Raw genomic sequence first — 24,907 nt, 5'->3', positions numbered from 1 at the left:
ACGTCTCTTTGGGAGATCCCCATGTCCGACACTTCCTCCCGCCCCGCCGTCCCGCACCGTCCGCTCGACGGCTACCGGGTGCTGGACTTCACCCAGAACGTGGCCGGTCCGCTGGCCGGCCAGGTGCTGGCCGACCTCGGCGCCGAAGTGATCAAGGTCGAGGCGCCCGGTGGCGAGGCCGCTCGGCGCATCACCTCCACCCAGCCCGGCCTGGAGCATCTGGCGCCGTACTTCCTCCCCCTCAACCGAGGCAAGAAGTCGGTGGCGGTCGACCTCCGCACGGACCGAGGCAGGGCGCAGGTGCTCGCCCTCGCCGACACCGCCGACGTCATCCTGGAGGCCTTCCGTCCCGGTGTCATGGAGCGTCTCGGGCTGGGCGCACCGGCCGTCCAGGAACGCAACCCCCGCTGTGTGTACGCCTCCCTGTCCGCGTTCTCCGGAGAGGGAGAGCAAGGCCGGCGGCCCGGCATCGACATGCTGGCCCAGGCCGAGTCGGGCCTGCTGACCGGACTGCGCAACGCCGAGGGCGCGCCCACGGTGATCCGCTCCACCATCGTCGACGCCGCCAGCGGGCACGTCCTGGCCCAGGCGGTGCTGGCCGCGTTGCTGGGCCGCGAGCGGTACGGCCGGGCGGACGTGATCAAGGTTGCTCTGTACGACGTGGCGTGCAGCCTGCAGGCCAACAGCCTCACTCTCCAGCTCAACGCCGACGGCGTTCCGGACGCGGGGGCTCCCGCCGACGGCCGCAGCCCGTACGCCACCGCTCCCTCCGGTGTCTACCGGGCCGGCGACGGCCAGTTCATCGTGGTCGCCGCCTACGTGCCCAAGCACTGGAAGCTGCTCACCGAATTGCTGGAGCGGCCCGAACTCGCCGAGGACCCGCGGTTCGCCGACCAGGCGGTGCGCTCCCGGTACAACGCCGAACTCACCGCCGTACTCAACGCGGCGTTCGCCCAGCGCGGCGCGGACGAGTGGGTCGAGATGTTCCGCACGGCGGGGTTGATGGCCAGCAGGGTGCACACCTGGAGCGAGACGGCCCGTTCCGAGGCCTTCGCCGAGGGCCGGCTCGCGGTCACGGTCACGGACGGGGGACGGACCGAGACCGTCGTGCGGACGCCGGCCCGGTATGCCGGGTTCTCTCCCGCGGCCGACCGCCCGACTCCGCGCCTCGGCGAGCACAACGACCAGCTCCTCCGGCAGACCGCCGCGACGGCGTGACGTACCGGCCACCGGTTCCCCCGCCCTGATCATCATGTCCACACCACAGAACGAGACCAGACGATGACGACCACATCCGACGCCGTGCGGCCCCCCGGCCGACTGGTCGGCTTCGAGGCGGCCCGGTCCCGGCACGGCGGGCGCGCCGACCACATGGCCGCGATGCTCCAAGAAGGCGATCCACTCGCCGACGCGGTCATAGCCGAACTGGACGTCCTCGGTGTCGAGGGCCGACGAGCCCTGAGCCAGGGACTCGCCGGCGGCCTGGCGAGCCTCGACAGCCCCCCGCCCGCCGTCGCGGCTCTGTTGCGCCGGCTCGAAGCCGTCCCCGGCTGGGTGGACAAGGAGATGCTCACCGAGGGCGACCGGGTCTCGCTTCTGGTGCCGCCTCGCTGGACCACGCTGGCGTTCGCCGGCGGCTCACTGTCGCACACCTACAGCTCGCCCGGCATCGCCCGACTGCTCGTGCACACCGGCCAGTTGGAGAAGATGGCGCCGCGTCGGCTGGTGGAGACCGCCGTATGGAAGGCGAACGTCATCCTGCCCGGCGGACTGGTGTGCGGCGCGCCGGGCTACGTCCAGACGGCCCAGGTACGACTGCTGCATGCCCGGGTCAGGGCCTCCGCTCTCCGGCACGGCTGGGATACGGCGCGCTGGGGTGTGCCGATCAACCAGACCGATGTCGCCCGCACCTGGCTGGACTTCACGCTCGTCCCCTTCGGATTCCTTGCGGCGGCGGGCTTCGTGCTCGACGAGGAGGAGCAGCGCAGCCTGTACCGGTACTGGCACTACGTCGGCCACCTCCTGGGGCTGGACGAGAGCTTCTTCCTCCCGGTCGGCGACCACGCCGATGCCGCCGCCCTGCTGAAGCTGGTCGACTCCACCGTCGAACCCCCGGACGACAACAGCCGTGCCCTCACAGCGGCTCTCTTCGACGCCACGGCCGCCGCCCTGGCCAAGGCACCCGGCTCCACGCTGACCGAGACCGGCGCCTGCGACCTGCTGGACGCCCTGGCCCGGAGCCACCACGGCGACGAGAGGGCCGACGCCCTGGGCATACCCCGCTCGCCCGTCACCGATGTCCTGCCCTTCCTGGCCGCCGCCAACGCGCAAGCCCGCCGTTACCAGACCCTTCCCGAGGCCGCCGCCCAGGAACGCGCGGCGAACATCCGGCAGTTCCGCGCCCTGGCCGGCAGCCTTCCGGACCACACCGCCTACCAGAAGCACGCGACGCCGCCCTCGTCCGACCAGACGAACACCCCCTGGAGACAGCCGTGAAGCACGTCCACACCGCGCTGCTCACCGGGGGCGAACGGGTGCGGCCCGCCTCCGCCGCCGACAACGTGGCGATCGGTGCGGCCCTGACCGCCCGCTCCGACGCCCTGGCTCCGCTGGTCTCCAGCGAGGACGGGATGCCGATCACCAAGCAACGGCCAGACCTGCTACGCCAGCACCCGTGTTCTGGCTCCCGCCGCCCTGTACACCGAGGCGTTCGAGGCCATCACCACTATGGCTGCGTCGCTGACCTGGGGGCCCGCTCGATCCGGCGACGGGCGTTGGTCCGGTCGTGTCGGCCCGGCAGCGCGAAAGCATCGAGGGCCACATCGCGGGCGCGCCGCCGGGGCGCGGGTGACCACCGGCGGTGGCCGACCGGAGCACCTCACTCGCGGCCGGTACGTCGAACCCACGGTCTTCGGTGACGTGCGCAACGACATGAGCATCGCGCAGGAGGAGATCTTCGGGCACGTCGTGGTGCTTGTCCCCTACCGCGACGAGGAGGAGGCCGTCGCTCTGGCCAATGCCTCGCCGTTCGGCGGCCGCAAGGGCAGCGGAGTGGGCCGCGAACTGGGTCCGGAGGGCCTGGCAGCCTACTTCCGGCTGAAGTCGGTCCACCAGGCTGTCTGACTCCGCGTCCGTCTCCTGCCGTGTCGGCGTGACGCCACCCTGTCTTGATTTTTTCTTGATCTTTATTTGGCGATCGCTGGAATCGTGGGGCACCGGTAGGAGGCTCGGCGGTCGTGCCGGCGGGAGGAGAGCGCATGGCCGCGGCGAAGGCACTCGGCGAGTCTTCTCCGGGTGCGGTTCAGGCGTCAGCGGCGAGAACCAGAACGGCGGACTGGCGTGCGTTCGAGCCACTGGAGCTGTCGCCGACGCTCGCGGGGGCGCTCGACACCTTCCGTGAGCACGGTTGTCACGGCGTATCGGTGCGCGACATCGCTCGCCGCGCTGTTGGAACGCGCCATCGGCGAAGCGCTCGCCCGGGCCCGCCCGGCCAATGCCGGGGCGGAGGGGCGCGTCCTGGAGCGGTTCGCGAAATCCCCCAAGAGGGAGTCGCCCGGGGCCTGTTCGAGGCGGACCACGCACCGGACACCGCGGCGGGATGAGCGGCGATGAACGGGCACTCAGGCGCTTGCCGCTGGGGACCCGCGCACACCGGTCAGGATCGTGTCGACCAGTTCGTCCAGATAGGCGTCGGCGCGGGCGTGCGCTTTCTCCCGCATTCCCACGGGCGTGACGGTGGCGTGCATCATGGTGGCGCCGAAGACCAAGTCCATGAGCACGGTCGGACTCGTCCCCGGTGGCAGTTCGCCGCGTGCCACCGCGCTGTGTACCAGCTGTCGGGCGGCGAGCACGGTAGGACTTCCCTCGCGATGGCGGAAGCCGAAGATTTCGGGGTGCACGGAAGTATCGATGATGCGGCGCATGAACGCGAGGCCTGTGTCGCTCCAGAACATCTGAAGCATCTGATGGGCGAGGCGCCGTAGATCGGCCCGCAGGTCGCCGGTGTCGATGTGGGTGTCGAGCACGATGCGCGCGTCAAGAGCCTCCACCAGCAGCGCCTCCTTGTTGGGCCAGCGCTGGTACAGCGACGCCTTGCCGACCCGCGCTCGGCTGGCGATCGCCCCCATGGTGAAGGCCTTCAGGCCGCCATGCCCGTAGATCTCCACGGCCGCGTCGTACACCCGGTCCTCGAACTCGGGGTCACGTGGGCGCCCTCGTGGCGCTCCCGTGCCGGATGCGGTCGTCATCCCTCGCAGCTCCTCTTCCTGTCCCGCCCTGCTGTCGCGCAAAGCGCGACTGACACCATGCAGGCCATGATGACATTCCACAGGTGTGTGATCACGACCTGCGTCCGGGGCCGGACCGACCGGACTCGTGCCGAGAGCCGAGAGAGGGCGGCGACCGACTGGTGGAAGACGTCACTGAGCTTCTGCGAGAGGGCCACCGATCGGGTGCGGTCCGTGAAGCGCGACGAGCGAGGCCCCCGGGCAGTTGATCGAGATGTCTGACGTCTCCATCACGCTGCTCAGGGGCCTCGTCCGTCAACTGTCCTGCCGCACTCGATCTGCCACATGCGCGCGGTCTGAACTCACACGGCGGGCCGGCGCGTTCGGCCGAAGTACATCAGCTCCCACAGGGCTTCCTGAGTGACGGCGTCGATCTGGGCGCCGTCATGTTCGTGAATGATCTCCAGCTCGCCGAGGAAACGGTGGTACGCGCCGTCGAACCCGGCGGCCTGAGCGACCTCCCGACGGGCGGGTGTCATCAGGTCCAGCATCGAGTCGACAACGATGGTCTTGTCCCGGGCGAAGGTCACCGTGTACTGCTCGGCTCCCTCGGTGGAGGTGTAGCGGCTGACGTCTGCGACCGGTTTGCCGCTCTTGGGGTCGGCCGCTACCTGGTCGGTCGAGAAGGCGACCGTGGAGCGGACGTTGTGAGCGACGATCTCCTCGCCCTTGGCGAGCATGAAGTACGTCGTCGGCGCGAAACCGTACTCCTCCTCGGCTGTGATGTACGCGGTGATCACGCTGTAGTCCCCGGCCTCGCCGCGGCCCCAGTACCAGTCGTGCATGAGGGATGCCATGGGCGCGTCGCCCCAGTTGTGGTCGTGGTAGCCGTTGCCACCGCTGACGATGTGCCGCTCGCCGTCGACCGAGTACGAGCCGGTGACGCGTCCCTTCGGCACGGCCGGCAGCCAGGCGAACAGGCGGCGCTCCTCGCCCTCGCCGAAGTAGAGATGACCCGAGCCCGGCCGCCAGGCCGGTACCTCGCCCTCCAGCGTCAGGTCCACGGCCAGCTCGCCGACCTCGGCCTTGATCCTGTAGTTGCGCAGGTCGCCCTCGAAGACGGCGTCTCCGATACGGACATCGCAGCGGTCCTTGGCCGCGTGGAACTCCTCGGGCGCGAGCGTGACCTGGCGCATGAATGCCCGCCCGTCGGGCAACTCCAGGTTGATCTCGAGCATCGGCGTCAGGGGAAGCTCGGGGGTGGTGTAGTGCTTCGTGAAGAAGACCACGACGACCTTCGCCCCGTCGTCGAGGTGCGCGTCGAAGTACCACCACTCGTAGGAGCCGGGCTCGCCCTCGGTGCGCAGTCCGTCCTCGAACTGCGCTATGTCGCGGGGCTTGATTCCCAGACGCGCGTAGTCTTCGGGCGCGTTGGCCTCGTACACGGGCTTGACAGCCATGGCAGATCCTCTGTGCGTGCTGGATTTGTACAATCCACACTCTGCGCCGGGATCCCAGCCCCGGACATCAGGTATTTCACGAACATGCGGACGTATTTCCTGTGGAATCCACGAAACGCGGTATGCAAGGCTCTCCCTGTGGAGAAGGAGCCGAGGCGCCGCATCGCCGCGCTGTGCGAACAGGTCGCCGCGGAGCAGATGCCGCTGTTGGTGGAGAGCATCCTGCGCACGCTTTGGCAGGCGCACCCGGATCCCGCCGTCGCCCCCGAAGAACTGCAGCGGCAGTGGGTACGACGCCTGGTACGCGACGTACTCGAGGGCATCGCGGAACGGCGGCCTCCCGACGCCGTACAAGTGGCCGCGGCACGAGAACTCGGCGCGGCACAGGCCAGGGCCGGCACGCCGCTGCCGCTTCTGTTCGACGTCTGTCACCTCGCGCACCAAGAAACCTGGGAGGCCCTGCTGCGCCAGGTGGCCACCGACGACCCGGAGCTGGCCGCCCCACTCGCTCACGAAGCGGGGCTGCTGTGGGTGTGGGTACGAGCCATCAGCGGCGCGATCTCCGACGCGCACAGCGAGCAGAGCAGCCGGGAGCGGGCGACGCGGATTGCCCTGGGGCACCGCTTCCTCGACACCCTTGCTTCGGGTGAACCCGACACCGAGGCCACGTCGGCTCTCGCCCGCGCCCTCGGCTTCCAGCCGGACGGCGCCTTCCAGGCGTACTGCATGCCGGCTGACGACTGGCCCGACGACGAGGTCGAGTGCCTTCAGCGCAGACTGACCACAGTGCCGGGGACCGCCCACTGCGTCACTCGGGGCGCCTCCGTCGTCGTCCTCACTCAGCGTGCCTCCACCGATCGAGTGCTGGAGATCATCCGGGCTGCGGGGAGACAGTCGCCGGTGACTGCGGGCGTGGGGCTCGCTCGCGCGGGTACAGCCGGGGCAAGCGACAGCATCCGCGACGCGGCGGCCGCGCTGAGCATGGCCGGGCCCCAAGGCGGCACCGTCAAGTTCGCCGATGACTGGATCGCGATCACTCTCGGCCCCCAGGCCCACCGACTCGTACCCCTGTTCTCCCGTGCCGTCGACGCGGCCCGCACCGCTCCGCATCTGGCCGAAGCGGTACGCGCCTACGCCGACAACGGTCTTTCGATCGCCGCCGCCGGACGTGCGCTGGGCCTTCACCCCAACTCGGTCGCCTACCGCCTCGACCGCTGGCACGAGGCTTCGGGCTGGAATCCACGCACCGGCGAGGGGCTCGTCTCCACCCTGGTCACCCTCCGTCTGCTCAGGGCCGAAGCCGTCGAGAGCTGACAGGGGATGGAGCGCTGAGGTCAGGCCAGTGACGAATCAGCGCGCTCGTCCGACCGGAGATGGCCGGGGGCGCAAGTGGCGTGACAGCGGCTCCAGGATCTCGGGCCGCGGCATGGCGCGATCGGTGCGTCGGCCGTTGCGACATAGGCATGCCCAGCCCGCCCGGCGGGGTTCGCGGACGATGCCGCAAGGCCGGAGCTGACACTTTTCGCTAGGGTTGTCAGCATGCCTGAACTCGACCACGCCCGGCGCGACCGGGTCCTCGCCGCATTTGTGGCCTGCTTCGCCCGCTACGGCTACCGGCGCACGTCCATGGATACGCTGGCCCGGACCGTCGACATGTCGCGTCCCGCGCTCTACCAGTACTTCCGCAACAAGGACGAGGTCTTCCGCGCCGCGGTGGAGTGGACCCTGAACCGTGCGGCGGAACACGCCGAACTCCAGGCGCACTCCACCACCCCCATCGAGAAGCGGCTGCAGTCTGTCCTCGACGCCGTCCTCGACCTCTACGCGGGCAGTCCGAGGACGGGAGAGCACTTCCACGAACTGCTCGGCGAGGTCTACTCCCGTACGCCCGATCTGTGGACCGCCTACGAGGTGAGGGTGCTGGCCGCCCTGCAAGCCGTACTTGATTCAGGCACCACGGGTCAGACCCTCGTGCCGACCGAGGATGTGGCCGTCGTCCTGCTCTACGGGGCGAAGGGCATCGGGATCGAGGCGAGGTCTGCGCAGACACGCGCCAAGCATGTGCATCAGTTGGCCGCTCTCGTGCTCCATGGACTGCATGCCGGGTCATGACATGGCCTGATTCGCACCACCTCAGGCTTGTCGTGCTGACATTTTGTGTCTATAGTGTCAGTGTGGTTGTCGGCAACGGCTTGGAAGCGGCGACCCCGAAGACAGACAAGGAGTGGACATGAACATCGACATGGCACGCACCCGTTTCTCCGAACTCCGTTCGCAGGGAGGCAAGGCCACTTCCGAGGAACTCGACGAGATCTGGGCTGCTCTGGAAACCGTGCGCCCGGAGGAGATCCTCGGAGAGTGGAAGGGGGATGAATTCGACAACGGTCATCCGCTGTGCGGTCAGTTGGCCGCAGCCGGCTGGTACGGCAAGACCTTCTCCGCGGTCAAGGACGCAAAGCCCCTGATCATGCGAGACGAGAGTGGCGAGCTCTACTCCAACACCGAGCTCGGTAACGGCGAGGCCAGTCTGTGGATGGTCGAGTTCCGCGGCGAGGTGACCGCCACCATGGTCTACGACGGTCGCCCTGTTTTCGACCACTTCAAGCGGGTGGACGAGAACACGCTTATGGGGATCATGAACGGCAAGACGCTGCCCGGCGAGATCTTCGCTTTCCCGGAGGACGGCCCCATGTACTACTTCCTCCTTGAGCGGGCCTGAGCCACCGGTCCATCGCGGAGCAAGGTGATGCGTATCCAAGCGGCTCTCATCGAGACGCCCGGTGGCCCCTTCGTCATCCGGGACGTCGAGCCGCGAAGGCCCCCTCGTCGGTGAGGTCCGGGTACGGATCACCGCCGCCGGGCTGTGCCACACGGATCTGTCCGCACGTGCGGCCTGGCCCGCGCAGCTGAGTCCCATGGTTTTCGGACACGAGGAGACCGGGACTGTCGAGGCCGTCGGGGCGGGGGTGACCAGTGTCGCTCCGAGCGACACTGGTCTGCCGCACATGCAACAGCCGCGGCGCCCGCGGTAGGGGGCAGCCGGCATGCTGTGCCGCCTGCCACCCCCTGAACTCCTCCGGCACGAGCGTCGATGGCACGGCACCCCTCTCGCGTGAGGGCTCGCCGGTATGCGGGGCGCTCTTCGGACAGTCGAGCTCTGCGACGTATGCCATCACGCACGAGTGCGATACCGCCCGGGTCCCGACGGACTTGTCAGCCGCTGTCGCTGCCCCGTCGGGCTGCGGTGTGCAGACCGACGCCGGGGCGGGAGGTGCGGGTCTCGGCGCGGTCATGGCTGCTGTCGCCACGCGCTGCGACCAGGTGCTCGCGATCGGCCCTGTGGCCTCCCGGCGCGCGCCGGCGGAGGAACTCGACGCGAAGGCCGCGCTGGACCCGACCTCGACCGAGGACGGAGCAGCGGAGATCCGTGACCTCATGGGCGGCGGAGCCCACCATGACTGGACGCCGAGCGGCGAGTTCATGCTGTTCCGGCAGTCCGACAACCGACGGCATCCGCAACCTCCCGGGGAACGACGACACGGCACGCCACCACTCCCACCGAATCACCCGCACTATGCCGGCCCGGCTGGCCGGCCGGATCTCGTCTACGATCTGCGCGCCTTCCGCGTAGGCGCCAAGCGCTGCATCGAGCCAGACGAGCATGAGCCGGTCGCGGTCGTTGGCCAGAGAGTCACGGGTCTGGACCGCCGTCCAGGCGGCCCACGCAGCGGCGGACAGGTCCCCGCCCGCAGGAACGCTTCCGCCGATCCGGGGCAGCGACTGATCGGCGCGCAGCACTGCGGCGAGCGAGGCGGCGTCCGCCGGCTCCCCGGCGACCCCGTCCAGGCCGACCAGGTCGGCCAACCGCACCAGCGGGTCTCGATGGCCTCGCCGGGGTCAGCGGCAGCCAGCCCCGGGTTGCAGTCGTGCGCCAGGTGGACGTGGGTGGTTTTGCGAGGCAGTACCCGAGGATCTCCTCCTTCGCGCTCGCGAGAAACACCGTGAGAACTGGCAGGCGTACCAGGGCGTACGAGCCGACTGGGCTTCTCGGGCCGGCGCCAGGGCAGACATCTTCGAGCTGCCGACAGATCAAGAGCAGACCGCTCGGCAGCAGGTGAGCGGATTCGTGCCGGTTCTCGGGAACACCCTCGATCTGGTCATCGGAGGTGTGATCGATAGGCACTGCGCGGCGCGGGCGCCGGTGCCTGGAAGCATCGCCCCCGCCACCTTCAGATCGCCGCACGACGCTCACCTCGTACCAGTAGGGGACACCACCCGTACAAGAGCTACCGGCCGAAGGCGAAGTCTTGGACGGAACCGTGCCACGGCGGGGTGGGCATACCGTCCGGGTCCAAGCCGTCCGGCCGAAGCTTGCTCAACAGAGCGCCAACCCCTCTCGCCGTGGACGGTTTGAGGGGCCGTGGGGGCGAAGGGGGCCTGTTTGCCGTGGACCGGCTTGGCGAGTTCGGTGTACGTGTGTTCTGCCCAGCCGTCGGTGAGGTCGTCGGAGTCGCTCCGGTTGAGGTAGTCGATGGCGGCGGCGGTGAGGAAGGCCCGGGGCAGGTGGAGGCCGACGCCGAGGCGGCGCGCGTCCATCGCCGCTTCCAGCACTGCTCAGCCACCAGCGTCCTCAGTTCCCGGTGGTGCCGCGGCTCGCACGTCGGATTCGGGGCAGAGGGCTCAGAGGAGGGGCGGCCGTTGAGTTCCGGCAAGCGTGTACAGCCGGACGACCGTACTGTCCGCCGTCCTGCCGGAGAGCCCACAGGTGGACAGTACGAGGTGAGCACGAGGGAGTGCAGCGCGGGACGGCACGACTCAACCGAGTGCCTCAACCGCCCAGCTGACGTGGGAACAGCGAGCCGACGCGCCCCTTCGCTCACCCTGCGCGTCCGGTCGCCTGCAGCCCGCGAAGCGGAAAGCCGGGCGGTAACAGGGGTGCCGCCAAGGCAGTTATGTCCGAGAGTTCCGAGCGGTGTCGTGGCAGCGATACCCACAGCCGACGCTGTATTGCACTGAACCGGGCCGCCTCGTCATTCGTGTACGGACGCTGCCGCTCTTCCTCAAGCGTGGCCGCGAGGGTGCCTTGCCGGTTCTGCAGTGCCTGGCCGTTCCGGTCGGTCACCATGACCGTGTGCACCGCAGGGTGGTGGTCGAGGGATGCCGTGAGTGCGGCGAGGGCTCGGTAGCACCGATCGTGCCCGTGGGGGGTGGTGAACCGGGAGGGAAGACCGCGTGCCAGGCCGATGGCGAACCGGTCCGCGGTGCCTTGACGGCTGTCGGCCGCTCGCACCGCCAGGAGCAGCGTCTTGACCCGGTAGCCGACTTCATGGAACCGGGAGACCGCGGCCAGCAGGTCCGTGTCCGCGGCCGGTGCCGCCTCTACGACCACATCGGCCATCCGGTTCCGGAGCCAGTCCACTGCCGCGTTCTGCCACGCTCGATAGTCCGCTCGCAGCAACGCTCCTGCCGTACGCGGATGTTCGGCGAGCAGCCGGGGATAAGCGGGGTGGAACGCGCGGAAATCTTCGCTGGACACCAGGGCTGCGCCTGGACGCATGGCCCGTAGCACCCGGCTGGACGCCGCCGTCTTCCCGGCTCCCGGTTGTCCCAGGACGTAGACCGCTGTCGGGTGGCGTCGGGGCTCGGGGGTGCCGAGATGGAAGGGGACGATCAGGTCTGTGAAGATGCGCTGGTGTTCTGCGGGTGGGAGTCGATGCCCGTCGACGTGCCCGGGAGCGGCCGTATCGGCGCAGGGCCGGCGAAGCAGAGGTGCGGCCCGGCGGAGATGGTGACGGATGTCCTCGGCGACGGTGGTACGGCGGGACGTCCCTGGGGTGTCGCGCGCCATATTCTCGACCCGCGTGGCGGTGTCGCGGAAGCGCCGGGCCTCGGTGACGGTCCACGGTCGTGTTCGCTCGGCCACCACCGTTTCGGCAGCGTGGGGTGGGTGCGCCCAACGTCCCTCGGGAGTCAGCCGGTTCAGGTATCGAACGCCGCCGGAACCGATCACCGTCACCAGGTCCGCCAGCCGCTCGGCCTCGATGGTACGGAGTGCTTCGGGCAGCTCTCGGGCGCAGTGGTCGTGGTTCTGCGACGACACGTAGCGGCCGACCCCGTCGGCGCGCACCTGCCGGAGGTAGCGGTGCACGACGGCCAGACCGCTGAGAGCTTCGGGAACCGCCAGGACCGTCAGTTCGACTCGGTGGCCCGCACGTTGGTAGGCGTCGATCGTGATGCGTGCCTCCGCCGCGTCGGCCAGGGCGGTCTCGATCACGACGTTCAGCCGGCGGCGGCGGGTGTAGTCCTCCACCTCGGCCTGCCAGCGGCGAGTGTCCGGGCGCGTCCGCGCTCCTGCGGTGCGGTCATCGATCGCCAGAAGCGTCTGATAACACGGGTGGGTTCTCTTGTAGTCGTCGCCGCAGACGCGCACGGCATCTCCGTGGGGGGCCAGCGTGCGGTGCACCAGGTCCGCGAACGTGGATTTGCCGACTCCGGGTTGGCCTGCCACCAGGACCGCGACAGGCGAGGTCTGAGCCGCGGCTGTTTGGGCGACAACCGGCAAGATCGTGGTGATGAGCAGATCGCGGTGGCTCTTTTCGGGGAGTACGGCGGGGACGAGCCCGCGCCCACCGTCACCCGGCCGCGTCAACCGAGGTCCCCTGCGGTGGGCGCCACCGTGCGAACCGGGTGCGGCTGCGCGACTCGATCGCCACAGAGGCGTTGGGGGCTGCACGGCGCGATCGCGGAAGTGCGGCAGTCATCCGGCGCCGGGATCCGCCGGGCGGAGTTCGGCGCGCAGCAGCCGGGGTCCGGGACCGGGGCTGCGACCTTGCACGCTCCAGGTGTCGGCGATGTCGAGGGCTTCGAGCACGTCGACCCAGGTGCCCTCGGTGGCGAGAGGGTCGATGGTGCACAGGACGACCGCGCCTCGGTTGCCTTCCTGGATCTGGGGGGTGCCACCCGTGAGGTCCGCGAGCCGGGCGGCGAGTGCCGCAGCACGCCCTGCCAGGGCCGCATCCACTCCTCCCCCTCACATTGATTACTGCCCGTATCGCTAATCGATTAGCGTGCCGTTAACCGATTAGCGTGTCAAGAAGTTGCAAGGAGTAGCGAGTTCCTCTCCGGGAGTAGGCAGTGCCCACTGCGGACTATCAGCGCATCGCCGAAGATCTGCGCAGGCGGCTAGCGGAAGGAGAATGGTCCCCGGGTGAGCAATTGCCGTCGCGGGCCGAGTTGGCTCGCGAGTACCAGACCAGTCCGGCCGCGATCCAGCGGGGCCAGGAACTGCTGATCGACACGGGCATGCTGGAGGGGCGCAAGAGCGTGGGCGTCTTCGTCCGCGCCCCGCAGTCGCGCATCGCGCTGCCCGTGCTGCTGTCGATTCCGGATGCGATCCGGCAGGCCGGCCTGACCCCGGGCGTCGAGTACCGGTCGGACGTCAAGGTTCCGGCTCCCGAGCCGATCGCCGGACGGCTGTCAGTCGATGCCGGCACACCGTGTGTCCGAACCCGCTACGAGTATCTGGGCAACGCCCGCCCATTGGCCCTCGGGGAATCGTGGGAGCCGATGGACCTCACTTATCGCACCCCCATTCTGCTGCCGGAGGACGGCCCACTGGCAGGCGCGGGCGTAGTGCGCCGATTGGCCTCGGTCGGCGTCCGGGTCGGCCGCGCCCAAATTCGTACGCACGTCCGCTATCCGAACGACCGCGAGGTGCTACAGCTCGGGATCACCCGTCGCACGCTGCTCGTCAGGCTGGACCGGACCCATCTGACCGACACCGGCCAACCGGTCGAGACCGCCACCTTCCTGCTCCCGCAGACGCGGTGGGAACTGATCTACGACGTCCCGGTACCGGCCTTCGATCCCGTCGGTGACGAGCATCGCCCGCAGGGAGCCGGTGCTCACGCGGCCGAGGTCCGACAGGTGCGGCAGGAAGGCACGCTGCGCGGCCGGTGACCGTACCGCCTCGCAGGTGCCGAAGCGATGCCGGTCCGGTGGATCGGAAGCCATGAACCGGAGTGACCATGAGGGGGTTGGCGTGGCGGGTCAGGATTTGAGGACGCTGTTCGGTTCCAACGACCGTCAGGTGGGGGCGGACGAGGCGTTCACGAACCGGGAGGACCAGTGGCGGGTGTTCGTGAATGCCCTGGACGGGCACGTGCGGCACATTGCCGATCCAGGCTTCGACGCCGCGGACGTGGAGGCGCCACGACGGAACCTGCTCGTCTTCCACGGTGTCGGGGGCATCGGCAAATCGACGTTGTCACGGAGACTGGAAGCCGCGCTGGCGAGTGCCGAACACAGGCCGGCGCACTGGGGGGACCCGACGTGGCACGGACCACGCGTCGTCCCGGTCCGGCTCGACCTGGCGCGCTCGGCGAACACCGACTTCGAGCGCGTCGTCCTCACCATCCGGCTTGCCGTCGCAGCCGCGGTCGGCCGGCCCATGCCCGCTTTCGACATCGCGCTGCGTCGCTACTGGGATCAACGGCATCCGGGCGAGCCGTTGGAGGAGTACCTGCGCCGTGACGGCCTGGTGACCCGCTTCGGCCGGGCCCTTCCGGAGCAGATGCAGGCCGCGCTCGGCGAGATCGCCCAGAAGCTGGCACTCCCCGGGATGGTCGGTTCCGCTGTCGGGCAGCTCACCGGGGCGTTGGTGAGCGCGCTGCGTGAACACCGGCGTGCGGTGTCCGCGTTGGCCGGCTGCGCGCGGCTCGCCGACCTGCTGGAGGCCGACACCGACCTGGAAGCCCTCTCGTACTACCCGCACCTGCTCGCCTGGGAGCTGGCCCGCTTACCCGCCCGCAAACAGATCGCTCCGGTGGTGCTGTGGGACACCTTCGAGGACATCGGGGACCGCACCCACCGGGACATGGAGCGTCTGCTGCAGCACGTGGTGTGGCTCATGCCCAACGTCTTCTTCGTTGTCACCGGCCGCAACCGGTTGCAATGGGCCGACCCGGCCCTGCACGGTCAACTCGACTGGACCGGACCGGCAGCCTGGCCCGGCCTGGCCCACCGTGAACTTCCCGCACCCCGCACAGGTACCACCGATCCGGCCCGGCGCCGCCAAGTCCTGATCGGGGACTTCAGCGCGGAGGACTGCCAGGATTTCCTCACCCACCGCCTGAGCGTCGACGGCCGGCCCCTGATCGACCCGGCGCTGCGCCGCGTGATCTCCGACCGCTCCCACGGCCTTCCTCTGTACCTCGACTTGGCCGCCATGCGCTACCTCGAGATCCGCCGCACCGGCCGCACCCCGGACCCGTCCGACTTCGACGTCGACTTCCCCGCCCTGATCGCGCGCACCCTCGCCGATCTCACCCCCGACGAACGGCACGTCCTGCGCTCGGTCAGCCTCCTCGACGCCTTCGACACATCCCTGGCCACTGCCTGCGCCGGAATCAGCCGCGATGCCCCGGTCCTCCGGCTGCTTGAGCGGCCCTTCATTCGCCGAGCCCCGACCAGCCTGTGGCCGTACCACCTGCACGCTCTCATCCGCTCGACCCTGCGCACTGCAGAAGACACCACTGACGACCGCTGGTCACCCCGAGACTGGCGCAACGCGGCCGAACGCGCGCACATCGCCCTCGGCCGACGGTGGAGCGGGCACACCGGCCCTGACCGCCGTGTGCTGATCGCCTGTCTGCGTCAAGGGCTGACCCTCGCAACCGAGTTCCACCTCGACCTGGATTGGCTGACCGAGGCAGCCTGGCAGTATGTGAGCGACTCGGTATGGGAACCCGTCACCGCCGCCCCGTCGGACACCGCGGAGCAAGTGCGTCTCCGGACACCGGCCGACGCCATGGTCGAACTGCTCAGTACACTCGGCCGTCGACAACACGAACACCGCCGCAGCACGGCCGACCGGCTCACCGCGGTCGTCGACTCCGGTCTGCTCCCCGCGGAACTGGGGGAGATGGCGCTGTACTACCTGGCCAAAGCCAACCGCGACCTCGGCCACTCGGCCGCCTCCCGAATCGGTATGCGGCAGGTCGCCGACGGAGAAGGCCGCCTTGCCCCCGCCGCCCGGCGCGGCCTGGCCCACCTCGCCCGACTGGCAGGCGACTTCCCCACCGCACTGGCCGTCGCCGAGACCTTGGGGTGGTCAGGTCGGCACAACCGTGTACTCGGCGACATCCACTGGCCCCAGGGCGACATCGCGCGAGCGGCTGCCTCCTACGAACAGGCCCGCGACGAGGCCGAACAACGCGGTATCGCGGGAGAGCGCGCAACGTCCCAGGCTCACCGCGCACTTGTACTGGCCTTTGCGGATCCCGCGACCGCAGACAGCGAAATCGCCCTCGCTCACTGCCTCCTGGCCGATGTGAAGCTCCACGCCACCACACTGACGGTTCACATCGCCACCCTGATCCGCGACGCGGGCCGCCATGCGGACATCGACGACTGTGCTCAGGATCTGCGCACCGAGATCGAGGCCGCTGGGCTGACCTCCCTCCTCCCTCTACTCGAACTCGCAGTCTGCTTCCACTACGCCGTCTGCGGCGACGACGAACGCCTCGCCACCGCCATCCACCGACTGCGTCGGCTCACCAGCGACGGCGACCACCGCTACCTTGCCGCCATCGCCAGTTTCATGGGCGGCCGGCCAAGCGCACCAGATGCTCGGCCGGTTCAGTGGTTGGCCAACGAGGAGACGATCCGCCGACGTTGGCGCACGCTCGTCACTGAAAGGTGCGGCGCTTCGGAATGAGACCCAGCGCTGCCTCGTCCTGGACCGTCTGTGCCTGTACAGGGCACCAAAGGGGCAGCTTCGGATGGCGTCATTCTGGTCGCCTCGTAACGTGGGCTTGGCTTGGCACCTTCCTTCGGCCAGCAGATCGGTGTCGGCCCTTCGGGCTCCGCGCAGAGCTCGGGTGGAGCAGGGCCGCCAGACGCAGGCGCTTTGGGAGGAGGCGAGAGCCTTCATCTAGCCCTGTGCGGAAATACCAGAACCGGCGAAAGTGCTGAAAGTCAACTCTCGGAGCACGTAAAGTCGCAGTTCACGGAGTGTGCTCCCCGTCCGCACGGGGATGGTCCGGTGGCCAGGGCGGCCCAGGTGCGGCTCCCGCCGTGCTCCCCGCCCGCTCGGGGATGGTCCTGCCTTCATCCCCGGCGAGGGCAGCGTTGCTGAGTGCTCCCCGTCCGCACGGGGATGGTCCCTGAGTCGGGTATTCGGTGTACGTGTCGAGCAGGTGCTCCCCGCCCGTGCAGGGATGGTCCCGGGAGGTAGTTCAGCCCGTTGCCGAACCTGCCGTTCTCCCTGCCTGCGGGGATGATCCCTCGGACCTTGCCGGAGCGCACATCGTCCTGGCGTGCTCCCCGCCTCCGCAGGGATGGTCCCACGGCCGCGACCGTCGAAGCCGCTCTTGAGCCGTGCTCCCTGCCGCGCGGGGCCCCCGAAGCCCGACCCCGCTCACACCGCCCACCGCCCGCCTGGTCACCGCAAGCGGGAAAGCCGCAGCAAGGCCTCCTCGCGAACACCTGGGTCCGTATCCGACGTCAGAGTCCGGAGTTGAGTGATCAGCTCGGCGGCGCCCTCTCCCGTCGCCCAGCGGGGATCGCAGTCGAGTTCTGCGGTGAGTTGGTCAGCCGTCGCCTCGTCGGAGGCTGCCGCGCGGGCCGCGAGTACGGTGCGCAGGCCGGGCAGGTCACGCCGGGCCAACAGAGCCGCGGCGGTGTCGGAGGTTACCCCGGTGTCCTGGGGGTCCAGGAGGAGACGGTGCAGGGCGTCGGTGATGCGCTCGATGCGGGGCGCGGCAGCCAGCCGTCGTCCTGCGGCTGCTCTGACGTGCCAGGCAGGAGAGCCGGCTTCGGCGAGCGCGGAGCGGAGTGCTTGTTCTGGGGAGTGTTCCATGGCACCAGGGTCGCAGCCGGAGATTTCGATCAGGCTTGGCCCGCCGGGACGGGGGGCCGCTGGATGTCCTCCGGGTGGGCCGTGTGGCGTACGGCCTCCTCATGGGTGACGAAGCCTTCGGCGACGAGGGTGTTGAGGCTGGTCTCCAGGGTCTGCATGCCGTCGCGGTGGCCGGTGGCGATCATGTTGCGGATCTGGCGCGTCTTGCCCTCGCGGATCAGGTTGCGGATCGCCGAGGTGCCCACGAGGACCTCGAAGGCGGCCACCCGGCCCCCGCCGATGCGGGGGACGAGGGTCTGGTTGAGGATGCCGGCCAGCGTGTGTGCCAACTGCAGCCGGATCTGCGGCTGTTGCCCGGCGGGGAACACGTCGACGATACGGTCCAGCGTCTGCGACGTGTCGTTGGTGTGCAGGGTGGCGAACACCAGGTGCCCGGTCTCGGCGATGGTCAGGGCCGCGGAGATGCTCTCCGGGTCGCGCATCTCGCCGAGGAGCAGTACATCGGGATCCTCGCGCAGGGCCGAGCGCAGCGCGGCCGGGAACGAGTCGGTGTCGGTGCCGACCTCCCGCTGGCTGACCGCCGACCGCTTGTGCCGGTGCAGGTACTCGATCGGGTCCTCGATGGTGAGGATGTGCACCGGCCGGTACGTGTTGACGTGGTCGAGGAGCGCCGCCAGGCTGGTCGACTTCCCCGACCCCGTCGGCCCCGTGACCAGCACGAACCCACGCGGCAGCCCCGCCCACCCGACGACGACCGGGGGAAGCCCGAGCTGCTCGGACGACGGCACGTCGAACGGGATGATCCGCAGCGCCAGCGCCGACGCCCCGCGCTGCACGAAGGCGTTCCCGCGCAACCTGGCCCTCTCCCCCCAGCTGAACGCGAAATCGACCTGCTTCTCCCGGCGGAACCGTTCCGTGAGGTCCTCGCCCAGTACCCCGGTCACCAGACGATCGGCCTCCGGCTCGGTCAGCGCGGCCCCCTCGACGGGCCGCAGGGCGCCGTCGACGCGGAGGAACGGCGCCGATCCGGCGGTGAGCAGCAGGTCGCTGCCGCCCCGCTCCCACAGCTCGCCGAGCAGATGGTCGATGACCGCGGAACTCGGCCCGGACATGGTGGCCTCCAAGTGCTCGCTCAGGGCAGGACCGTCCACTGCTCGACGGTGGCGGCGTGGCCGTCGAAGGACACGGCGGCCTGGACGAGCGGGCCGGACAGCAGGTCGATCCGGGCGCCCCCGAGGCGCTCGGTCGCACCGTCGCCCCCGGCGGTGACGGTGCAGGTCACGGTCAGCCCGGCCAGCTGGGAGACCTTGGTCAGGCCGCACGGCGCCAGGTCCAGCTGGTCGGTCACCGGGCCGCCGGAGCCGGGACGGACCGGCACGTCCAGCGAGTCGGCGCCGGCGCAGGTGCTGCCGGTGAAGTCCACCGACAGCTTCACCGCTTCCACGTCGCCGTCGTCGTGGTGCGTCACCCGCAGGACGGCGTGGTCGAGCCCGCCGGTCGTGGCCGGTGCCGGCCGGTCGTAGCCGCCGAGCGTCAGGGACGCCTGACCGCCGCCGGGGATGGTGGCGTCCGTGACGTCGACGGGCGTGCCTGGAGCCGGAGTTGTGAACCCGGTGCTCGCGGTGACCGACGCGGGTTTCGCGAGCACGGCCGGATAGGTCGTGAACAGCACCGGCTCCGGTGGGATGCCGATCACCGGGCGGAGGTATCCGGCGGCCGGGCTGATGCCGAGAGCGATGGTCCGGGCGATGATGCCACGGGTGACGACCTGCGAGCCGACCTGGCTCATCGACAGGTCGACGGCGGCGGTCGGCGCGTAGACGGTTCCGTTGACCACCAGGCGGCTGTGCTCGGTGGCCGTGTCGGCGTCGTCGTTCGACTCCAGCACCGCGCAGCCGCTGCCCTCGGTGGAGCAGCCGGACAGGGCCCTGACGGACGGCGCCCGGAACACGATGTCGAGTTCGACGCCGTCGAGTTGGTCGGCGGCTCCGGTACTGCCGTTGCCCAGCCTCGCCGTGTAGTCGACGGCGAGCCCGGACAGCTGGTCGTCCGTCCTGACCCCGCAGGCGCCGAGGTCGACCACGTCGACACCGAGTTCCCCTTCATGGGCGGTCAGGGCGTGGTCCGCGTCGCAGTCGGTACCGGTGCCGGACACGGTCAGCGCGGTCGCGGGCGGCTCCGGCGGCGAGGGCGGCGACGGTGGTGCCGGGGTCGTGTCGTCGTCCTGATGCGACACGCGCAGTACGACCTTGTCCACCACCGCCCCCGCCGGCAGGGGCGGCATCGCGAACGTGCCGAGCCGGATCGACGCCGACGGGGTGGCCGTGGTGAGCGTCGCGGCCGAGGTGGTGGTGTCGATCGCCTGCGCGTTCTTGGGGTCGAGGAACGCCGCGACGCCCGCCGCCGCGGTACTGGTCGCCTCCGTGGGCCGTATCGATAGCGGGGGCCGGTAGGCCAGTTCCAGGGTGATGCCGTCGAGCTGATCGGTGGCGGTGGTGCTGCCGGTGCCGAGGGTGGCGGTGTAGGTCACGGTCAGGCCGGTGAGCTGGGCGGGGTCGGTCAGCCCGCAGACGGCGACCAGGTCCAGGGTGTCGGTGGCCAGGGCGTCCTGGTGCGTGGCGAGACTCCGCGGGGCGGTGCAGGCGTGGGGTATACCGGGCCCGGTCAGGGTGACCGTGGCCTTCGGCGGTGGTCCTCCGGCCGCCCCGGGGTCGTCGCGGTGCGCGACGCGCAGCAGAGCACCGTCCAGGACCGAACCGGGCGCCGGCGCAGGGGTGTCGTAACCGCCGAGGTCGATGGTGGCGGAGGGCGTGGTGACCGAGTCGAGTGCGGCGCGGGCCGTGTCGGTACCGTCGATCGCCCTGGCGTCGGCCGCAGGGCTGAACGTCGTGGACTCCGCGCTCGTCGCCGGCCGGGGCGGCGGCGGGTCGTAGACGATTTCGAGCCACAGGCCGTCCAGGGAATCGGCGCCCGCGGCGCCGCCCGCCTTCAGCCCGGCGGTGTAGGTCGCGGTCAGGCCGGTCAGCTGTACGGGATCGGTGATACCGCATGCCTTCAGGTCGATGCGGTCGTCGCCCAGTTCGGCTCGCGCGGTGAGCGGCAGGTCGGTGCACCTGCCACCGCCGCCCGGGGGAGTGACGTCGATCCTGGGCACCGCAGCGTCGCCGGTCTCCTGGTGGGCCACCCGCAGCACGGCGGAGCCGATCGTCGACCCCGGCGGCAGGGGCGGCGGGCCGAGCCCGGTCAGGGTGACCGACGCGGACGGAGCCGCCGTGGTCAGAACGGCGCCGGCCACCAACGGTGTCGGCTGTTCGCCGATCTCCAGGGTGTTGCCGGGATCGGTGAATCCGGCCGACGCGGTGACGGCGGTCGGCTTGAACGTGGCCGGCGTGCGGTAGGCGACCTCCAGCCAGATGCCGTCCAGGCGTTCCGTGGCGGTGGTGCCGTCGGTGTCCAGGGTGGCGGTGTAGGTCACGGTCAGGCCGGTGAGCCGGGCCGGGTCGGTGAGCCCGCACGCGCCCAGGAGGTCGATCGGGGGATCGGTGGCGAGCGCCGTGTGCCGGGGCAGGCTGTCGGTGTGGCAGGTGTCTTCGCCGACGGCGGTGGTGACCTTCACCGCGCCGGGGGCGGTCAGGTCGCCGTCGTCCTCGTGCCGTACCCGCAGCGTCGCGCCGGTGACGACCGAGCCGGCCGGCACCCGCGGGGTGAAGCCGGCGAGCCGTAGCGAGGCCGACCGACGGTTCGCCGGGTCGAGTACGGCGTCGGCCGTGCAGCCCTCGGTGCCCATGGGCTGCGCACACCCGGGCAGGGTCGGCCGTTCGCCACCGGTCAGGGCGTGGCCCGGATCGACGAAGCCGGTGTTCGTGACCACCGCTGTCGGCCTCAGCGTGTGCGACGGCTTCGGCGGCTGGACCCCGTACACCGCCAGCTGCTGCGCGTCCGGGGTCACCGGGGCGCACAGTTCGGCGTGTCCACGCTCGACCTGGAACCGGCTGCCGCCGCCCATCATGACCTCGACGCCTTCGGGCGCCGTCCTGTCGCAGCCACCCGGGTCGGGGACCGCCGGGCGGGCGGCGGCCCCGGGATCCCAGCCCGCCCGCGTACCGCCGACCACGCTGACCGTAGGGTCGTCCACCGTCCAGAGCGCGGGGCCGCCGGTGAAGGTGAAGTCGAAGTAGTAGACGCCCGGTTGCAGCCATACGACGACGCCCGGACAGTCGCCGCCGGTGAGGCGGGTGAGGGCGCGGGCGTCGTCGTAGTAGCCGGGCCGCAGCCGCACCAGCCAGGAACCGGCGTCGGGGCACGCGGGCACCGTCCGCCGTACCGGGACGGCCGTGGCGGGCGGGGTGTGGTCCGGGTCGCCGCCCACGGCCTCGTCGGCGGGGGCCGGCGGGGTGTCGTCGGCGCAGTCGCGCACGTACGGTGCCTGGGTCGGGGGAAGTCGGGTCTGGGTCACGGCACGGGAGCAGTCGCCCACGGCGGACACGTCGCCGGACACCACCATCGAGGCACCGGCGCCGGTGGTGATGTCCGAGTGGGAGAACACGCTGCCCTGCACCCGCAGGTTGCGCGTGCTCACGGCGATGCCGTCCTTCGCCGCGTGACCCAGGCTGCGCAGCGCGTCCTGCGGCTGGGTCGTACGCGTGGTCACGGGGGACGCGTTGAGGGGGTCGCAGTGGACGGTCATCTGCCGTTCGTTGATCGGCGGGGCGGTGTAGTCGGCGCACGGACCGCCCTGCGAGAAGTTCTTGATCGCGAGCTGGGTGGCACCGTCCGCGCTGTAGCTCTGTTTTCCCTGGTCGACATACACGTTCGCGGCCTTCAGGCCCGTGCCGGCCAACGACAGGACCGACACCGTGACCAGGCTGAACACGACGACGAAGGCCAGCGCGAGGATCAGCGTCGCGCCCTGCTCGTCGCGGCGCCGGTGGCGCGGGCGGCGCGGGTGGCGCGGATGCGGGCGGCGGCCGGTCATGACGAGCCCGATCGCCGGACGGCGGTGAGGTCCGTCGGGGGTGCGGCGGGGTCGCTCCGCACGGTCAGCGTCACCTCCGTGGGCGGGGTGCACGAGGTCTCGGCACCGCAGCTCAGCGTCACCGGAGCGGCCGGGGCGGTGGGGTCGAACCGGCCCAGCAGCGTGGTGACGACGACGCCTCCGTCCGTGCACCTCACCCGGTCGAGGGCGCCGGTCGGCCGGTCGTACGTGTAGACGACGTCGGTGCCGGGCCGGCTCAGGTGGACGATCACGTCGGTGACACCGCACGCGGGGTCGGTCGTGACGTGGTACGCGCTCTGCACGTCGCCGTAGAAGTAGCGGTTGAGCGTGCCCACCGCGCCGGTGGCGGCCACCCGTTTCTCGGTGCCCGCCATGAACCGCAGGCCGAGGAGGATCGCCTTGGGCAGGAGTACTCCGATGACGCCCATGATGACGAGCGTGACCAGCAGTTCGGTCAGGGTGAACCCCGACTCCGAGCGCCCGGGCGGCCGTTGCGTGGTCACGACGGCATCGACTCCCGCTTGACCACCTGGAGCGTCGCGTCCCTGACGGGGCGCGGGCCGGCCGAGTGCACGGTGAGCGTCACCAGTTGCACTCCGGTGTCGGCCGCCGGGCAGGGTCGGCCGAACGCGCCCACCCCGTCCCAGTACTCGACCTCGACGGTGACGGTGTACCCGTCCGGCGGTGCCGGAGTCTCGTAACCGCCGGCGCAGGACACGTACGGGGCGCCGACGACCTTCTCGGCGGCGCTGCGGATGACCGAGTCGGCGGTGGTCACCCTGTGCTGCGTGACCGAGCTGATGATCGCGGTGCCCATGCCGCCGAGGACGGTCACGAAGGCGACGCCCATGAGCACGACGGCGACGAGAACCTCGACCAGGGTCTCGCCCGCTTCACCGCGGCCGCGCCGCAGCCGGTGTGCCGGGCCGGTCACTGGACGTTGACCTGGTTGTAGACGCCGTAGATCGCCGAGACGAGGGCGACGGCCACGAACCCCACGACGACCCCGACCATGATCACGACTGTCGGCTCGAACAGGCTGGTCAGCCGCTTGAGTTTGTGCTGCAGTTCCTTCTCGTAGAACTCCGACACGTTCTCCAGCTGGTCGTCGAGGGTCCCGGTCTCCTCCCCGACGCGCATCATCTGGGTGACCGCGCCGGGGAACAGTCTGGTGCGGGCGATCGGCCCGGAGATGCCGCCGCCTTCGAGCATCTCCGTACGGGCCGTCGCGATGGACCGCTCGTACACCAGGTTGTTGGCGCCCGAGGCGGCCAGGCCGAGCGCCTCCGGGATGGGCACGCCGGCCTTGATCATCGAGGTGAGGATGCGGCAGAACCGTTCGATGACCATGTAGCGGACCACATCGCCGACCACCGGCATCGCCAGCAGGAAGCGGTCGCGCAGCACCCGTCCCCGTTCGGTCCGCAGACCGGCGATCAGTGCCACGACGAGCGCGACGAGCCCACCGAGGATGACCGGATACCAGGCCGTGACGAAGTCGGTGAAGCCCAGCAGGATCCTTGTGGGCAGCGGCAGTTGGGCGTGAAAGGAATCGAAGAACACCTTGAAACGGGGCAGTACGAAGATGACGAGCACCAGGACGACGGCGACGGCCAGCCCCATGACCAGGCTCGGATACGTCAGGGCGGAGCGGATGCTGCGCCGGCCCTCGACGTCACGCTCGATGTAGCGGCCCAACTGGGCCATGACCACGTCGAGTTCACCGGTCGCCTCGGCCGAGCGGAGCACGGAGACGTAGAACGGCGGGAGCGCCTTGGTGTGGGCGGCCATCGCGACGGCGAAGCTCTCGCCGAACCGCAGCGAGTCCATGACGTCGACGAGCACCCTGCGGAGCTTCTTGTCCTTGGTCTCGGCGCGGATGATCTCCAGGGCGTCCAGGATGGGCACTCCGGCCTTGATGAAGGCGGCCATCTGGCGGGAGAAGTTGCTCAGTTCGACCAGGTCGACCTTTTCCGCGGTGAGTTCGAGCTGCAGCAGATCGCGGCCGGCGGCCTTGACCGACCGCACGTCGTAGCCCTGCCGGGTCAGGCTGTCGGTCACGCCGTCGACACTGGAGCCCGTGAGCACGCCGGTGGCCCGCTGCCCGTCCGGGCCGACCGCGACGTACTTGAAGGTGGCCATGCCGATGCCCTCCTGGTCTCCGGGTGTCCGAGGTTCGCGTCGTCAGTGCTCCGGTGCGGCGGCCGGCGAGCTGGGCACCGGGGAGTGTCCCGCCCCTAGGGGGTGTCTCGTCGATCAGGCCGGGCTCGCGGCGTCTGGCACCGCACCTCGCCGCGTTGTCGTCGGTCGCCGATGCTCCGCATCGACTCCCTCCTCCGCCTTGCGACGCACGGCACCAGACGCC

19 protein-coding genes and 1 pseudogene are annotated in these 24,907 nt (G+C 70.2%); 9 read left to right on the top strand and 11 right to left on the bottom strand.

The features are described 5' to 3' along the window. Positions 1 to 21 precede the first annotated feature (21 nt). From AB0898_RS31040 to AB0898_RS31030, 3 genes and pseudogenes are all read left to right on the top strand, one after another. A complete protein-coding gene (locus AB0898_RS31040) occupies positions 22 to 1,218 on the top strand; it encodes a CoA transferase (RefSeq protein ID WP_366806391.1) in 1,197 nt (398 codons plus the stop codon). A gap of 63 nt (positions 1,219 to 1,281) precedes the next feature. Next, positions 1,282 to 2,496 carry an oxygenase MpaB family protein gene (locus tag AB0898_RS31035; RefSeq protein WP_366806390.1) on the top strand — a complete coding sequence of 405 codons (1,215 nt, stop codon included), beginning with the start codon at positions 1,282 to 1,284 and terminating at the stop codon, positions 2,494 to 2,496. 159 nt (positions 2,497 to 2,655) lie between these two features. Continuing rightward, positions 2,656 to 3,123, top strand: a pseudogene (locus AB0898_RS31030) (aldehyde dehydrogenase family protein); the annotation flags it as partial. A gap of 497 nt (positions 3,124 to 3,620) precedes the next feature. On the opposite strand, the gene AB0898_RS31025 reads toward AB0898_RS31030, so the two are convergent. Then, on the bottom strand, positions 3,621 to 4,247 hold the full coding sequence (locus AB0898_RS31025; RefSeq protein ID WP_366806389.1) for a TetR/AcrR family transcriptional regulator: 627 nt from the start codon (positions 4,245 to 4,247) through the stop codon (positions 3,621 to 3,623). 341 nt (positions 4,248 to 4,588) lie between these two features. Further along, positions 4,589 to 5,686, bottom strand: a complete 1,098-nt coding sequence (locus AB0898_RS31020; protein WP_366806388.1) for a lipocalin-like domain-containing protein — start codon at positions 5,684 to 5,686, stop codon at positions 4,589 to 4,591. A gap of 138 nt (positions 5,687 to 5,824) precedes the next feature. Here AB0898_RS31020 and AB0898_RS31015 point away from each other — a divergent pair, with 138 nt between their 5' ends. The 4 genes from AB0898_RS31015 (at position 5,825) to AB0898_RS31000 (ending at position 8,718) form a co-directional block, all read left to right on the top strand. Continuing rightward, positions 5,825 to 7,000, top strand: coding sequence for a helix-turn-helix domain-containing protein (locus AB0898_RS31015; RefSeq protein WP_366806387.1), 1,176 nt, complete (start codon positions 5,825 to 5,827; stop codon positions 6,998 to 7,000). A 225-nt stretch (positions 7,001 to 7,225) separates the two neighbouring features. Further along, complete coding sequence (locus AB0898_RS31010; protein ID WP_366806386.1) at positions 7,226 to 7,798, top strand: TetR/AcrR family transcriptional regulator; 573 nt, start codon at positions 7,226 to 7,228, stop codon at positions 7,796 to 7,798. Between the two features lie 118 nt (positions 7,799 to 7,916). Beyond that, the gene (locus AB0898_RS31005; RefSeq protein WP_366806385.1) at positions 7,917 to 8,405 is read left to right on the top strand and encodes a DUF4334 domain-containing protein; all 489 of its coding nucleotides are present in this window, start codon (positions 7,917 to 7,919) and stop codon (positions 8,403 to 8,405) included. A 61-nt stretch (positions 8,406 to 8,466) separates the two neighbouring features. Continuing rightward, a complete protein-coding gene (locus AB0898_RS31000) occupies positions 8,467 to 8,718 on the top strand; it encodes an alcohol dehydrogenase catalytic domain-containing protein (RefSeq protein WP_366806384.1) in 252 nt (83 codons plus the stop codon). Between the two features lie 181 nt (positions 8,719 to 8,899). Here AB0898_RS31000 and AB0898_RS30995 read toward each other — a convergent pair whose 3' ends face one another. The 3 genes from AB0898_RS30995 to AB0898_RS30985 all read right to left on the bottom strand — a co-directional run bounded on the left by AB0898_RS30995 (position 8,900) and on the right by AB0898_RS30985 (position 12,707). Beyond that, complete coding sequence (locus AB0898_RS30995) at positions 8,900 to 9,550, bottom strand: hypothetical protein (protein ID WP_366806383.1); 651 nt, start codon at positions 9,548 to 9,550, stop codon at positions 8,900 to 8,902. Positions 9,551 to 10,562: 1,012 nt separating this feature from the next. Beyond that, positions 10,563 to 12,335 (bottom strand): zeta toxin family protein, encoded by a 1,773-nt coding sequence (locus AB0898_RS30990; protein WP_366806382.1) that lies wholly within the window; start codon positions 12,333 to 12,335, stop codon positions 10,563 to 10,565. A 108-nt stretch (positions 12,336 to 12,443) separates the two neighbouring features. Continuing rightward, positions 12,444 to 12,707, bottom strand: a complete 264-nt coding sequence (locus AB0898_RS30985) for a hypothetical protein (RefSeq protein ID WP_366806381.1) — start codon at positions 12,705 to 12,707, stop codon at positions 12,444 to 12,446. Positions 12,708 to 12,820: 113 nt separating this feature from the next. On the opposite strand from AB0898_RS30985, the gene AB0898_RS30980 reads away from it, so the two are divergent. Both AB0898_RS30980 and AB0898_RS30975 read left to right on the top strand, forming a co-directional pair. Further along, the gene (locus tag AB0898_RS30980; protein WP_366806380.1) at positions 12,821 to 13,645 is read left to right on the top strand and encodes a GntR family transcriptional regulator; all 825 of its coding nucleotides are present in this window, start codon (positions 12,821 to 12,823) and stop codon (positions 13,643 to 13,645) included. Positions 13,646 to 13,727: 82 nt separating this feature from the next. Continuing rightward, entirely contained in the window at positions 13,728 to 16,403 is a 2,676-nt protein-coding gene (locus AB0898_RS30975; protein ID WP_366806379.1) for an ATP/GTP-binding protein, read from the top strand. 726 nt (positions 16,404 to 17,129) lie between these two features. On the opposite strand, the gene AB0898_RS30970 is transcribed toward AB0898_RS30975, so the two are convergent. The 6 genes from AB0898_RS30970 to AB0898_RS30945 are packed head-to-tail and all read right to left on the bottom strand — an operon-like array spanning position 17,130 to position 24,684. Further along, complete coding sequence (locus AB0898_RS30970) at positions 17,130 to 17,546, bottom strand: hypothetical protein (RefSeq protein WP_366806378.1); 417 nt, start codon at positions 17,544 to 17,546, stop codon at positions 17,130 to 17,132. A gap of 29 nt (positions 17,547 to 17,575) precedes the next feature. After that, positions 17,576 to 18,658, bottom strand: a complete 1,083-nt coding sequence (locus AB0898_RS30965) for a type IV pilus twitching motility protein PilT (RefSeq protein ID WP_366806376.1) — start codon at positions 18,656 to 18,658, stop codon at positions 17,576 to 17,578. 20 nt (positions 18,659 to 18,678) lie between these two features. Next, complete coding sequence (locus tag AB0898_RS30960) at positions 18,679 to 22,521, bottom strand: hypothetical protein (RefSeq protein WP_366806375.1); 3,843 nt, start codon at positions 22,519 to 22,521, stop codon at positions 18,679 to 18,681. After that, positions 22,518 to 23,045: a type II secretion system protein gene (locus AB0898_RS30955; RefSeq protein ID WP_366806374.1), complete on the bottom strand. Its 528-nt coding sequence runs from the start codon at positions 23,043 to 23,045 to the stop codon at positions 22,518 to 22,520. The genes AB0898_RS30960 and AB0898_RS30955 overlap by 4 nt, the downstream gene beginning before the upstream one ends. After that, positions 23,042 to 23,476: a type II secretion system protein gene (locus AB0898_RS30950; protein ID WP_366806372.1), complete on the bottom strand. Its 435-nt coding sequence runs from the start codon at positions 23,474 to 23,476 to the stop codon at positions 23,042 to 23,044. Before AB0898_RS30950 ends, AB0898_RS30955 begins: the two co-directional genes overlap by 4 nt. Further along, on the bottom strand, positions 23,473 to 24,684 hold the full coding sequence (locus AB0898_RS30945) for a type II secretion system F family protein (RefSeq protein WP_366806371.1): 1,212 nt from the start codon (positions 24,682 to 24,684) through the stop codon (positions 23,473 to 23,475). The genes AB0898_RS30950 and AB0898_RS30945 overlap by 4 nt, the downstream gene beginning before the upstream one ends. Positions 24,685 to 24,907 lie beyond the last annotated feature (223 nt).

The organism is Streptomyces sp. NPDC005435, from assembly GCF_040703155.1.
Lineage (GTDB): Bacteria > Actinomycetota > Actinomycetes > Streptomycetales > Streptomycetaceae > Streptomyces.
Note: the sequence above shows the minus strand (reverse complement) of the source record. Positions and strands in the feature narration are given on the sequence as shown.

What these genes read in the sequence shown, in the direction of transcription:
- AB0898_RS31040 (WP_366806391.1), top strand. Translation starts at nt 22, where the DNA reads ATGTCCGACACTTCCTCCCGCCCCGCCGTCCCGCACCGTCCGCTCGAC.
- AB0898_RS31035 (WP_366806390.1), top strand. Translation starts at nt 1,282, where the DNA reads ATGACGACCACATCCGACGCCGTGCGGCCCCCCGGCCGACTGGTCGGC.
- AB0898_RS31025 (WP_366806389.1), bottom strand. Translation starts at nt 4,247, where the DNA reads ATGACGACCGCATCCGGCACGGGAGCGCCACGAGGGCGCCCACGTGAC.
- AB0898_RS31020 (WP_366806388.1), bottom strand. Translation starts at nt 5,686, where the DNA reads ATGGCTGTCAAGCCCGTGTACGAGGCCAACGCGCCCGAAGACTACGCG.
- AB0898_RS31010 (WP_366806386.1), top strand. Translation starts at nt 7,226, where the DNA reads ATGCCTGAACTCGACCACGCCCGGCGCGACCGGGTCCTCGCCGCATTT.
- AB0898_RS31005 (WP_366806385.1), top strand. Translation starts at nt 7,917, where the DNA reads ATGAACATCGACATGGCACGCACCCGTTTCTCCGAACTCCGTTCGCAG.
- AB0898_RS30970 (WP_366806378.1), bottom strand. Translation starts at nt 17,546, where the DNA reads ATGGAACACTCCCCAGAACAAGCACTCCGCTCCGCGCTCGCCGAAGCC.
- AB0898_RS30965 (WP_366806376.1), bottom strand. Translation starts at nt 18,658, where the DNA reads ATGTCCGGGCCGAGTTCCGCGGTCATCGACCATCTGCTCGGCGAGCTG.
- AB0898_RS30960 (WP_366806375.1), bottom strand. Translation starts at nt 22,521, where the DNA reads ATGACCGGCCGCCGCCCGCATCCGCGCCACCCGCGCCGCCCGCGCCAC.
- AB0898_RS30945 (WP_366806371.1), bottom strand. Translation starts at nt 24,684, where the DNA reads ATGGCCACCTTCAAGTACGTCGCGGTCGGCCCGGACGGGCAGCGGGCC.